Origin of the sequence: Paenibacillus sp. alder61, assembly GCF_020179875.1 — a bacterium.
Taxonomy (GTDB): Bacteria; Bacillota; Bacilli; order Paenibacillales; family Paenibacillaceae; genus Fontibacillus; species Fontibacillus faecis.
Genome location: NZ_JAIUDG010000002.1, coordinates 267,933 through 280,676 on the forward strand (window position 1 = coordinate 267,933; position 12,744 = coordinate 280,676).

Consider the following 12,744-nt stretch of genomic DNA (forward strand, 5'->3'; position numbering starts at 1 on the left):
CCGGGAAAGCGCAGGAAATGACAGGCCCTTGCAAACTTTGATAGCGCCAAAGCCTTGATATCAGGGCTTCTTCGATCCCGTTCGACGTTAGACGGCAAGGCGCGCGGCGCATTTGACAGAAAACTTTCCGGGTGCGGCCGGGAAATTTGCTTGGGGCTCGGGTTTATTTGTACAATGGAGACAAGTAGGTGAGGAAAATGAATGTAGCCAAGCCGGCCTGGAAGGCCTATTTGATCGACTTGGATGGAACTTTATATCACGGCAGCCGTATGATACCACAGGCTGACCGGCTTATCTCCGAACTGAGGGATCTGGGGATTCCCTATTTGTTTGTCACCAACAACTCCTCCCGGACTCCCGGTGAAGTGGCCGAGCATCTTCAGGCGATGGGGATTCCGGCTCGGAGTGAAGAGGTTTGCACCTCGGCGGTCGCCGCGGCGGAATATATTGCGGACCGCCACCCGGGCTGCAGGGTGGCTCCCATCGGGGAGGCCGGTCTGCTTACGGCGCTTCGGGACTCTGGTCTTGAACTGGTGGAGGAACGTCCGGACTATGTTGTCCAGGGAATCGCCCGGAATTTTACATATGAAACATTGACGCAAGCGGCCCGCTGGATTCGAGGTGGAGCCGGATATATCCTGACGAATCCGGATCTGCTGCTCCCCTCCCAGGAGGGTCTGATGCCCGGGGCGGGTACGATAGCCGCTGCGATCCAGGCCGCTTCAGGGGTGGAGCCGGTTGTGATCGGGAAACCGTCGGGCATATTGATGAAGCATGCGATCGATAAACTCGGTCTTCGCCATGAAGAAGTGGCGGTGATCGGGGACAATATGATGACGGATATTTCGGCGGGCGCTCATGCGGGCTGCGGGACGATATTGACTTTGACGGGCGTCACGAATCCGGAAAATCTCGAGGGTTATTTGGAAGCCTCAGGAGTCCGTCCGGATCTGATCTGCCGGGATTTGAATGAAGTGCGCAGGCTGATCGGCGGCTCTTCATAGATATTTTACATCGTGAATGAAAGGGAAGATGTGTTGTGCCGGAATTGCCGGAAATGGAAAATTATCGAATTCAGCTCTCCAAACATATTTTGGACCTTAAAATATCTAATGTGGTCGTTAACCGGGAGAAATCGCTCAACCTGCCTCAAGGAAGCTTTATTGAAGAACTCCTAGGCAGACAGGTCATTTTTATTGAACGGAGAGCCAAGCATTTGCTGTTTCACCTGGACAACGGACGCCGCTTGCTGCTTCATTTGATGCTGGGCGGGCTGCTTTACTTGGGATCGGGCGAAGACCGTCCGGAGCGGAACACGCAGGTCGAGATCACGTTCGGCGATGATTTGACGCTTTATTTTATCGGGTTAAGACTCGGTTATTTGCATCTGCTCAGCGCAAAAGAAGCGGAGGAAGCATTGTCGCATCTTGGTCCCGAACCGTTGGGGCGTAAAATGAACGAAGCGGTTTTTGCCGAACTTTTGCGGAAACGCCGGGGCAGCCTGAAAACCGTCCTGGTCAATCAGGAAGTGATCGCGGGGATCGGCAATTGTTATGCGGACGAGATTGCTTTTGCGGCGGGGATCCGACCATCGGCCAAAGTGCAGAATTTGAGCGAGACCGAAATATCCGCCGTTTACAAAGCCATGCTTGAGGTCTTGACGGAAATGACGGAAGCCGGCGGGTATATGGAGCTTCCTTTGACGAAGAACGATACGCTGACAGGGGGAGCCAACGAGCTGTGCCGGGTGTACGACCGGGAAGGAGAAAACTGCCCGCGCTGCGGCGACGCTATCGTGAAGACCGAATTGAACGGACGTAAAGTTTTTTACAGTCCGGGCTGTCAGGATGATCGCTAAGGTTAAAGTTGGCGGGCACCTAAGCATCCGGGGCGGCTATTACGGCGCCGCGGAGGCCGCATACCGCATGGGAGCCGGAGCTTTTCAGTATTTTCCCAAAAATCCGCGAAGTTTGACCGTCAAGAAGTTTGACGAGAGGGATGCGGAGCGCTGCCGGAAGTTTTGTCAAAATCATGACATTTTATCCATAGCGCATACGCCTTATCCGAGCAATCTCGCGGTGAGTGCCGCATCCCAGGCGGAACAGTTCGACAGAACGGTGAAATCGCTGCGCAACGATCTGGAAATCGCGGAAGCTTGCGGGTCTGTGGGAATTGTTGTACATTTTGGAATATATAAGGAAAGAAACCCCTTACAAGGCTACCAAAATATTATACAATGTATTAATGAAGTGCTTCGGGATTGGCAGGGACAGTCCAAACTGCTGATTGAAAACCAGGCCGGCGATCATGGAGACATGGGAATGACGGTGGAGGAGCTCGTGCAGATTCGCAAGCTGTCCGACCATCCCGAGCGCATCGGCTTTTGCCTGGACACTTGCCATGCATTCGCCTCAGGCATGTGGACCGGAGAACAGGATGACACGTTCGCGGCGAAAGCGGAGGAACTGGGGTTTTGGGACGCGTTGGCCGCGGTCCATTTCAATGACTCCAAATACCCCGCGCTGTCCCGGAAAGATCGCCATGCAAGGGTGGGGCAGGGATATATCGGGGAGAACGGCTTCCGCAGACTGCTTAAGGACAGCCCGGTGAAGGAGAAGCCGTTGATCCTGGAGAGTGAAGCCGGAAACGACGGCACTTATAGAGAAGATATGGACCGGATCAGGCGTTGGGTGGAAAGCTAGTCTGAAATACCGCGGAAAGGAAGAACGACTGTGATTCATGTGTATATGGACGACTTTCGACGTTGTCCCGAAGGATTTACTTTAGCCAGATCCGTGGACGAGTGTCTGGAGCTGCTGAGGGTGGCGGAAGTGGACATTTTGTCGCTGGACTACGATATGGGACCGGGGGAGAAAACCGGCTCCGAAGCGGCAGCCGCGATCGCGCGGGAGGGGCTGTACGCTCGTGAAATTTATCTCCATACCTCGAGCATGTACGGAAAGAAGAGTATGTACGAGATTTTGTACCAAAATAAGCCTGAGCATGTCATTTTGCATAACGGGCCGATTCCGTTCGAACGGTTGGAGGAAATTGAACGAACAGCGGGAGGTCGCAAGCGTTGAACTACGAGATTGAGCGGGGAACCGCTACGGAATCGGAATCAGAATCGGAATCCGTAACAAGATGGGTATGTACGGCCAACCATGGTTTTGCTCCATACGCGCAGGAAGAGCTCCGCAGACAATTTGGGTCCGTCAAAAGCACCATGCTGGTGCCAGGGGAGATTTTCGTCGCGTCGTTGCAAGCTGAACCGCAGCGGGTGGTAGAATCTTTGCGCGTGAAAGAGCCCGTGTTTCTGCGCCATCTGTTCGAGGTGCAATGGGAATGGCCAAACGGGGAGGAGACGTCTTCCACGGACATTGAGCATGCGCTGGAGGAACTTTCCGGCTTTTTGCGGGGGGATGCCCGGCTGCGTGGAACCAAGGTTGCGATCCAAACCCGTAAATCGGAGCAAGCGGTCTGGGCAAACAGCGCCGCCGAACTAAAGGAGGTGCTTCAGGCGCGCTTGGACGGCATCGATGCGGAAATCGTCGTCAGGGAGGCGGATTGGGTTATTTCCGTATTTGCCTCGAAAGATCGGATGCTGGCCGGCATCAGCGCGCCGGCGGACAATTTATCCGACTGGAATGGCGGTGCGATCCGGTTTCAGCGGGAGGAAGGGCAAATTTCCCGGGCGAAGTTCAAGCTGCTTGAGGCCGAGTCGATCTTCGGCATTGACTTTGCCTCTTTCCGGGAAGCGTTGGACATCGGAGCCGCACCGGGAGGATGGACTTCTTTCCTGCTGGAGCGGGGGATGAAGGTGACTGCGGTCGATCCGGCCAAACTTCATCCCGATGTGCTCCGCAATCCGCGGCTTACGCATCTGCGCAAGAATGCGAACAGTGTTAAATTTCGCGAGAACCAATTCGATCTCCTCGTTTGTGACATGAGCTGGAATCCGAAGCTGACCGCAAAACTGGTTACGGAGCTGCTCTATGCCCTTGCACCGGGGGGAACGGCGATCGTGACCGTAAAGTTGCTGAGTAAGAAGCCGATGGCGCTTATTCACGAGATCATGGAAACCTTTGAAGCGGCCCGGCTTCAGATTCAGCGGGCCAAGCAGTTGTTCCACAACCGCGATGAGATCACCTTATATATGATTAAATATTAATGAGATTAATTAATTCGAGGCAAAAAAAGCACTTTACAAGTCGGGACCTTTTGGTCTATACTTGTTCCAAAATTATATAAATTTGACGTTTGGGAAAGCATCCCTTGTCCGTCCGGTCTTCTAAAGATCGGTGCGGAACAGGGGATGCTTTTTTGCGTCGGAAGGGAGGGAGAGACTTGCCGTCCGTTACGGATTTTGAAATGGGCGATATTCTGGCGGGCAGATATCGTTTGGACCGATTGATCGGTAAGGGCGGGATGAGCCGGGTGTATCTGGCCTCTGATTTAAAGCTGCCGGGGAAGCGGTGGGCCGTAAAGGAATGCTTTGGCACGGAGGGAATTGGGGTCCGTCCGGAAGAGGAAGCCGAGCTTCTGATCGGATTGAGCCATCCGCGGCTTCCGCAAATTGTGGATTTTTTTCAGCTGCGGGATTCCGGTTACTCGTATCTGGTCATGGATTACGTGGAGGGCGTTCATCTGGACCGGTTTGTACTGAACCGGAAAGAAGCGCCTCCCGCTCAGGAATTTGCGCGATTCGGCCTGCAAATTTGCGAAGGGTTGGAGTACCTGCATAGCCGCCGGCCGCCGATCGTGCATCGGGATTTAAAACCATCCAATCTGCTGGTGGACGGCAAAGGGGAAATTCGCTTCGTCGATTTTGGCATCGCGCGCAAGTATAAGCCGGAGCGGCCGGAGGATACGATTCAGCTGGGAACCGTAGGCTTTGCGGCTCCTGAACAGTATGGCGGTAGGCAAAGTGACGGGCGGGCGGATTTGTACTCACTTGGGGCCGTGCTGTTGTATTTGGGAACAGGCTGCCGATACAGTTCCTGGTCGGAAGAAGCCGACCGGGAGTTCCGAAGCAGAGGCTACGGCGAGTTGAGGGAGGCGGTCTTCAAGCTGCTCCGGGAAGATCCGGAGGAACGATTCGCCTCAGCCGAAGAAGCCGGAAGGGCCTTGTTGCCGATATGTCAACCGAGGCTTCGCATGACGGCGGGGGCTCCATTGCGGGGGCGGCGTCCTCATGTTATCGCCGTAATGGCTTCCGTTCCGGGTTCGGGGGCTACCTATGTCTCCATCGCGTTAGCCCATATATTATCCCGCAGTTCGCGAAACGTGGCGATTGTGGAAACGGATGAGAAGTCCAACGCCATGGGGTCTATCGCCCGATGGGCCGGGGAAGAGGCATGCGATCAGCATCCCGGGAGTACTGCCGGGTTTCGGCTTCACGGAGTGGACTACGTTCATATCTCGAGCAAAATGGAGCTGCTGGAGATCTTCACCGATCGCTACGAGTTTGTCGTATGCGATCTTGGATCCAGCAGGCGCAAGGAGATGATGGAAGAGTTCTCGCGGGCGGATTTGTCCATCCTGGTTACGCCGGGAGCGGCGTGGAGGCTCGATGATCTGGCCGCTTTCATGGAGCATCCTTTGGCCGCTAAGGGAAACTGGGTTTGCTGCGTTCCGATGGCCTCTTCGGACGTCATTCGCTGGTATCGGAAACAACGGGGAGACGTCAGGATCATTGGGCTTCCTGCGGACGGCTGCCCATTCTGCCCCGGCCCTCTGCTGGAACAAGCGCTAATGGAAGTGTGCGGGGGAATTCTGCCCGCCCCGGGTCAGGATAGGGGAAGAGGGATTCGCTGGTATCGAAAAAAACGGAAGGGACGTGATTGATTGCTTCTTTGGAGAAGAAAGACAAGGCAACTGATGCTGGCCGCCGTGATCGGCGCGGTGGTTACCGCCGCTGTTTTTACCGTCTGGATGAGTATGCGGACCCATCGATACGCCGTGCAATCGGCCGAAACACGCCGGGCTTTGGAAGCCGAGATCGCGCGGTTGAAGGAAGCTTCGGAACAAAAGTATATTCGCGGGTGGGCGCCTTCCCGGCCGCTTCCAGCCGGACATCTGATCCGCGGGGAGGATGTGGCCCCTGTCGAGTTTCCAGCTCAAACCGCCCCGGCGGACTTGCTGATCTCCAAGGACAAGGTTGTCGGCAAAACCGTCAAACTCAGGCTTTCCGCCAATACGCCGCTGACCGAAGCGCTGTTAAATGAGGAGGAACCGACTTCCGCGGATTTACGTTACCGGGAAATGGGCTTTATTCAGCTTCCCGGGACGCTGGGCAATCAGGATACCGTAGATGTACGGATCCAATTCCCTACGGGTCAGGACTACATTTTGCTGGCGAAAAAAAGGGTGATCTCGCTTGCGGACGGCGTAGTTACAATGACGCTGAACGAAGCCGAGATTTTGTCCCTATCGAGCGCAATCGTCGATGCTTACCTGCATAAGGCATCGATCTACGCCTTGTTGTATGTGGAACCCGGACTGCAGGCCAAGGCCGTGCCGACGTACCCGGCGAACGATGCCGTACTTCAGCTAATCCGGAAAGATCCCAACATCGTTCATCAAGCGGAACAAGCGCTGAATCGGTCCGCGCGAGCCGGCCTGGAAGCCGATTTGGCCGGAATGTCGGCACAGTCGGCGGCGGAATTTGCGGGTCTCCAGGCGTCCGGTCCCGGGGCGGGAGCGAAGCCAGCCGGAGACGATCAGCAATTTGAGATGCGGCCATTGGAATAAGGGGGGAGCGGGCTGTGAAACGTATAATTTTTACCGGAAAAAGCGATAAAAGGGACCTGCTGCTCTTTATTTGCAAAGCGCTCGGCGAAGCGGGGAAGCGGGCGCTGTTGGTAGATTTGACCGACGGCGGGAAATACCGCTACATCCTGGGAGGCGGCGATTCGGTGCTGAGCGTGACCGAGTTTTGCGGTTTTGACATTTGTGACGGCATGTTGGGGGAACCCGCCGGCAGCGAGTACGATTTCTGCTTGTACGACATGGAAACGATGCATTTCGGGACTAGAGAGCTTTGGAGTATGGCGAATGAAGCCGTTTGGGTCACTTCCTTCGACCGATACGAAGTCGAGCGTACGGTGGAATGGTTTAAACAACTGTTTGTACGCTGGCCCGAATTGCAAATGCTCGAGCTTTGGCCGGTTTTTATTCGTACGGTCGACAGTTCTTTAAAACCGGAATACATATTAAGCGGCATGGAGGGGTTGCCGGTTCGCTGGTCCAGGGATGTGCTTGAAATCCCGTGGTGTGAGAGCAATTTGGCGGTTCAACTGGAGAATGAGTATCGTCATATTTTGCGGATGGCGAGATTATCGAGATCCTATAAAAAGGCGTTGCGGACCTTGCTCGAGGAATTGGCGGGATGGACCGGTAAGGACGCGAGGAAGACGCTTCGGCAAGCGGAAAGGAGGAGGGCATGAGCCGGATTATATTTGAGGATACCGGTTGGGGAGGTTCACCGCAGCTAGTGGCGGCAAGTGCGCTATATATGGCGTTAAACTATCCGATGCGCATGTTGCTTTTAAATCAAGACCCCCGCGGTACAGGGCTGGAAGCCGGTTTTTCCGTTCATGGAAACCATTATGCTTCGCTTCCGCTGCTTGCGGAGAACGGGATGGACGCGATCCGAAGGCTTGCCGTGAATGAGAGGCTGACGAAACACAACTTTCCGGATTATACGACGCCTGTCGTCATCGGGAGACTGGATCTTTTGACCGGACCTTCTCATCTGGAAGGGGAGGCGCTTTTAGACTTGGAAGAAAAGGAGAGGATTTACGCGATCGCGGGTCAGGTCTACGATATTTGCTTTTCCCGCACCCGCTTTTCCGAACAGACCGCCATCCCATCCGGGGATTGGTATAGGAAAGAGCCCGTGCCTTTAAGGGTGGCGGTTTTACGCCAGGATAGATCGGAGCTGGAAGCTTTCTTTCGGGATCAGACATTGGATCGGAAAACCGGTCGCACTACCGGGGCTGAACTGATCGCCGTCTATCCCTATGATTCCGGGTCGCAGTGGACGGTGCGCAATATTTGCCGGAGGTTTGCCTGCAAGCTTCCCGCTTTCGGTATATCCTACAGCACCCAATTTTCGGATGCCTGGAATAACCGGGAATTATTGAAATTTTTCAGGCTTAACTGCCCGGTGCGCCAGGATAAGAAAATAAGGGATGAAATGCTGCGCGGGCTCATTCCGTTTTGCCAAGCCATTTATACGCTGGCCGGACGCGCAGCACCTTTGTCCGGCGAAAAGGGGGCATAAACTGTGAACAGCGCAGCCGTAAACGTCTTAGGTTGCTTAGCACTGGTCCTGACTTGCTTGTCGGCTTTGTGGTTTAGAGTCAGAATTTCCAAAGAAGATCCGGGGGAGCGTTCGATTGTGCAAGACCGCTACTCGATGGACGAACTGATCGTTTTTATCAAGCATCAGATTCACGAGCTGAGCCGTAACCCCTCCAACGATTGGGGAATGAACGAAGAAGCGTGGAAACGTAAAGTCAAATCCCGGGCTGAGCTGCGTCAGGCGCTAAAAGGATGCGTACACGGCGATCCGCAGGATAAACGCTATGTGAAAATGTTTATACGCGATTTGCTGCAAAAGGGCTACGGGATTAATGAAAGCAACATCGGACGCATCATTCCTTTCGATCAGCGGGAAAAGCTGACGGCCCAGGACCGGTTTGATATCGTGCTCTATTTGTACGAGAAGAAACACGGACCCGACGGACTCTCGACCATGATTGACGAGTACGGGCTCGACCGGGCGAAAGCATTCTCCGAGGAAGGGGAGGGCGAAGCGTTTGAGATTACGGCCGAAGATATCGACCGGATTTTTTACCGGGAATTCAGGCTGCTTTCGTTCCCGGAAAAGCTTGATATGATCGTGCAGCGGGTCTATCAAATGTACAAAGGCTTTTCCGTCATCGATGCCGTTCGCGAACAGCGTATCGACGGGGTCAGCGGAGGAGTCAGCGGCATCCCCGGGAACGGCGCTTTATGGGGAGACTCGGTTCCCGAGCGGGGTGGTGAATGGCCGGGAGTTTCGCTCGATGAAGATGGGAAAAAGGTGACGCGCGCCTGGGATAGCGTATGGATTTTTTACAAGGGGAAAAGTTTGCGCTTGTCCTTTCTAACCTTTGGAAGCGAGGCCGAACTGAAGCGGGTATGCCAAAACATCTACAAGTTTAATTTGCCCGGCCAACTGTCCGAGGCGAACGGCTATAAGGTCAACGAAATGAAGGACGGGTCGAGGGTCGTTGTAGTACGTCCTCCATTTGCCGAAACCTGGGCGTTCTTTGTCCGCAAATTCGATGTGAAGAGCGCCTCCCTTGAAAATCTGATCGAAGGGAATAACGCCGAACTGCCCGCCGAGCTGCTGAAATTTCTTATGAAGGGCAACCGGATTACAGCGATAACGGGTTCCCAGGGGTCCGGCAAAACGACGCTCCTCATGGCGCTTGTCAAGCATATCGATCCCTCCTATACGCTGCGGGTTCAAGAGATGTCGTTCGAGCTTCATCTGCGACGGATGTATACCGCAAGAAATATTTTAACTTTTAAAGAGACCGAGTACGTCACCGGTCAAGCGGGGCTGGACGTACAGAAGAAAACCGACGGAACCGTCAATATTCTAGGAGAAGTGGCGACTGACGAGGTCGCGGCCTGGATGATCCAGATGGGGCAGGTGGCCAGCCTGTTTACTATTTTTACGCACCACGCCAAAACGTTTCGCGATCTGGTCGATTCGCTGCGCAATTCCCTCCTTAAGACGGGGGTCTTCCGCGATGAGCGAATCGCGGAGGAGCAGGTGGCCAAGGTGCTCGATTTTGACGTTCACCTGTGCAAGGATCGCCAAGGAAACAGGTACATCGAGCGGATTTCGGAATGCTGCAAGCAAGATGAACGTCGCGGGCAAAGTAGGGAATATGCCGGAGACCACAGCCAGGGCGGGCTTTCAGGCCGCTCCAATGGATACAGGGAAAGGGTGATTGTGGAATACCGGAATGGCGGATATTTTCCGGTCGAACCCCTATCCATGAAGTGCCAAGAGGAAATGCTTCGGGAGATGTCCCCAAGGGAAGCGGCGCGCTTCGGTGCGTTTCTGGATAAGCATTGGGGGGAGCGGCTTGGAGCTTAAATCTTTGCTTGTCGTCATTTTCGGGTTGGCCCTCTGCCTATTCGCTTTGCTGTATGGAACGGGTCGTCTGCTCGACGTGAAGGAGCGTAAACGGGGATACGTATGGAATCGTGAGCCAATTGCGTCGTCAAGGCTGCGGAGCGTTTTTTTCGCGATACTGCTGAGATCCTATGCGATATCGGTAAAAACCCCGTTGCTTCGCCACGATGTGCTGAAAGTGCGCCAACGCCTGGCATTGCTTCATCGATATGATGAATTTTCGCTAAGAAGGGCGACCATGAAGTTCGTCATTCTGCTGGCCTTGCTGTATGGGGCTGCCGTCGGGCTGCTGATCGTCTGGAAATCCGGAATCGTGTTCGCGATATGTTTGCTGCTTGCGATCGCCGTCATCCAGGGGAATCTACTGGATGCGTACGTGAATCGGATGGAACAAAAATTGCTGGAACAAATGCTGGACTGGTTTGCGGCGGTCAGACACGGCTTTCACAGGCACGGCATGGTCGGCGATGCGATTCTTGAGTCGGTAGACCAGGTTCCGGCGGAGATCGGCATGCATGCCGAAAGGTTATATGAGGCTTTGACCGACAGCAAGCCGGAAGAGGCGTTGGATAAGTTTAATGAAACTGCGCCGAACCGTTTTCTCAAAATGTTTGCGGGAATATCCAGGCTTGTCATGGAATTCGGGGACCGAAAAAGAGAACGCGGATCGCTATATTTGCGGGGGATTTCCGGTCTTGCCGGGGAGATTCAGTTGGAGTTGTTACGCCGCAAAAGACTGGAGTATTTGCTGCAAGGCTTAAACATCATCGCGCTGGCGCCTTTTTTCTTTACCAAGCCGATCGAACGGTGGGCCAGATTGAATTTTCCCCTGATGAACCACTTTTATCTGAGCAAGACCGGACTGTTCGTTAAAATCGGTCTATTTATAGTCATACTCATCTGCTATGTGTTGCTGCAAAAACTGAGAGGAGACCGGGTAATGCCTTCTTACCGGGTCTCGCAGGGCCGAAAGGTTCCATGGGAAGCTCGCTTGCTTCGTTGGGGCGTCGTCCGTAAGCTGAGGGGAATATTCACACCGCCTTCGGCGACGGCGGCCTACTCCCGGCTTGAGCGGTTGTTGAAAGACGTCAATCACCATCTCGACGTGGGACAGTTCCAAGTCAGAAGGATGACCGTGTTTGCGGCTTGTATAATTTTGGCGATAGGAACGCTGATCTATATGCACGCGCAATCCCGGAACTGGATATTAAGCGAACCGCCGGCCGGTACCGTTTTTTTCGGAACAATGTCGGAAGAGGACAGCCGAACGGCCGCAAAGGCGGCTGAACAGGATCGGCGAATTATGATCAAGCTCGGTATGAAGTCGGGAATCGCTTCCGCGAAAATCGCGGAAGCCGTGGCAGCGGGGTGGTCGATCGGGGGCGGGAAATTGGACGAACAGCAGGCTGCCGGGATAACCCAGCGAATCCTCGACAAATTGGAACGCTGGAATCGGGAGTATGTGAAATGGTGGGAGCTAATTTTATCCCTTACCGCAGGCTGTGTCGGTTATTTTTCGCCCCTTTGGGTATTGAAGTTTCAGCGCGGGATGAGGCTGATGGATATGCGGCATGAAGTGTACCAGTTTCAAACGATGATCTCGATTTTACGTGAACTTGAACGCATCTCGGTGGAAGAAATTCTCGAGTGGCTTCATACCTATGCCGTGATATTCAAGGAGCCGTTGCAAAAATGTTTGCTTCATTACGGCCACGGAGGAGAGGGCGCCTTGCGAGAAATGAAGGAACAAGCCGCGCTGGACGAGTTCCGACAGCTTTGCGATAAGCTGATTTTGGCCGCAGAGCGAATCACGATCCGCGACGCCTTCGACGAATTGGATGGTGAAATGTCCTACCAATTCGAACGGAGACGGCTCGATTATGAGAAATCGTTGGATCTCAAAGCGGGTTGGGGCCGATTGCTCGGCTTTTGCCCGATGTATTGCCTTATTTTTGCCTATTTGGTGATACCGCTAATATGGATGAGCTTTGAGCAGATGGATTTTTACTTTAAGCAGATTCAACATATTTAACAATGGGAGGCTTAAGCTTATGAATAATGCATCGTCCGCGCTGAAGGTGGCGGCAGGAATATTTCTGACTATCGCACTCATTACGATCGTGGTTATTTTGTTCGTTTCGGCTCAGGAGGCAACGAAAACGGCCCAGAACAATTTTTCCGATATCCAGACCGAGCTTTCGCAAGCTTCTTTTACGGTTTACGACGACACGACGGTGAGCGGATCGCAAGTGACGAACGCGCTGCGTAAATTCAAGGACCGGGGGGAGTTTGGGATACAAATTAAAACAGGGAAAAACTCGGGAGGGCAATGGTACGGGGACATCCTCCGCATCAGCGGACCGCTTACCAACGAAGAGTACGGCTCGGTAAGCGGCCGAAGTCTGGCCGACATCGGGAACACATGGAATGAAAAACTCAATGAATACGTCAACCCCAGCGGGAAATTCAAGGCCAAGGTTATTAAGGATAATTCGAATGTTGTCCGCGGAATCATTTTCACACAGACGACGGTAGCCCCGTAA

At 53.9% G+C, this 12,744-nt stretch carries 12 protein-coding genes; all 12 read left to right on the top strand.

Annotated features, from left to right (window positions below):
* Window positions 1–197 precede the first annotated feature (197 nt).
* Window positions 198–1,004, top strand: a complete 807-nt coding sequence (locus LBW89_RS03155; protein ID WP_225038502.1) for a TIGR01457 family HAD-type hydrolase — start codon at window positions 198–200, stop codon at window positions 1,002–1,004.
* Between the two features lie 35 nt (window positions 1,005–1,039).
* Entirely contained in the window at window positions 1,040–1,858 is an 819-nt protein-coding gene (locus LBW89_RS03160) for an Fpg/Nei family DNA glycosylase (protein ID WP_225038442.1), read from the top strand.
* Window positions 1,848–2,702 (top strand): deoxyribonuclease IV, encoded by an 855-nt coding sequence (locus LBW89_RS03165; RefSeq protein WP_225038443.1) that lies wholly within the window; start codon window positions 1,848–1,850, stop codon window positions 2,700–2,702. Before LBW89_RS03160 ends, LBW89_RS03165 begins: the two co-directional genes overlap by 11 nt.
* Window positions 2,703–2,735: 33 nt before the next feature.
* Window positions 2,736–3,083, top strand: a complete 348-nt coding sequence (locus LBW89_RS03170) for a cyclic-phosphate processing receiver domain-containing protein (protein WP_225038503.1) — start codon at window positions 2,736–2,738, stop codon at window positions 3,081–3,083.
* Entirely contained in the window at window positions 3,080–4,171 is a 1,092-nt protein-coding gene (locus tag LBW89_RS03175) for an SAM-dependent methyltransferase (protein WP_225038444.1), read from the top strand. Before LBW89_RS03170 ends, LBW89_RS03175 begins: the two co-directional genes overlap by 4 nt.
* A gap of 176 nt (window positions 4,172–4,347) precedes the next feature.
* Window positions 4,348–5,847, top strand: a complete 1,500-nt coding sequence (locus tag LBW89_RS03180; protein ID WP_225038445.1) for a serine/threonine protein kinase — start codon at window positions 4,348–4,350, stop codon at window positions 5,845–5,847.
* On the top strand, window positions 5,848–6,753 hold the full coding sequence (locus LBW89_RS03185; RefSeq protein WP_213504008.1) for an SAF domain-containing protein: 906 nt from the start codon (window positions 5,848–5,850) through the stop codon (window positions 6,751–6,753).
* 14 nt (window positions 6,754–6,767) lie between these two features.
* Window positions 6,768–7,448, top strand: a complete 681-nt coding sequence (locus LBW89_RS03190; RefSeq protein WP_225038446.1) for a hypothetical protein — start codon at window positions 6,768–6,770, stop codon at window positions 7,446–7,448.
* The gene (locus LBW89_RS03195) at window positions 7,445–8,287 is read left to right on the top strand and encodes a hypothetical protein (protein WP_148452431.1); all 843 of its coding nucleotides are present in this window, start codon (window positions 7,445–7,447) and stop codon (window positions 8,285–8,287) included. Before LBW89_RS03190 ends, LBW89_RS03195 begins: the two co-directional genes overlap by 4 nt.
* Window positions 8,288–8,290: 3 nt before the next feature.
* A complete protein-coding gene (locus tag LBW89_RS03200) occupies window positions 8,291–10,162 on the top strand; it encodes an ATPase, T2SS/T4P/T4SS family (protein WP_225038447.1) in 1,872 nt (623 codons plus the stop codon).
* Window positions 10,152–12,233, top strand: coding sequence for a hypothetical protein (locus LBW89_RS03205; protein WP_225038448.1), 2,082 nt, complete (start codon window positions 10,152–10,154; stop codon window positions 12,231–12,233). The genes LBW89_RS03200 and LBW89_RS03205 overlap by 11 nt, the downstream gene beginning before the upstream one ends.
* 19 nt (window positions 12,234–12,252) lie before the next feature.
* Window positions 12,253–12,744, top strand: a complete 492-nt coding sequence (locus tag LBW89_RS03210; RefSeq protein ID WP_148452435.1) for an ABC transporter permease — start codon at window positions 12,253–12,255, stop codon at window positions 12,742–12,744.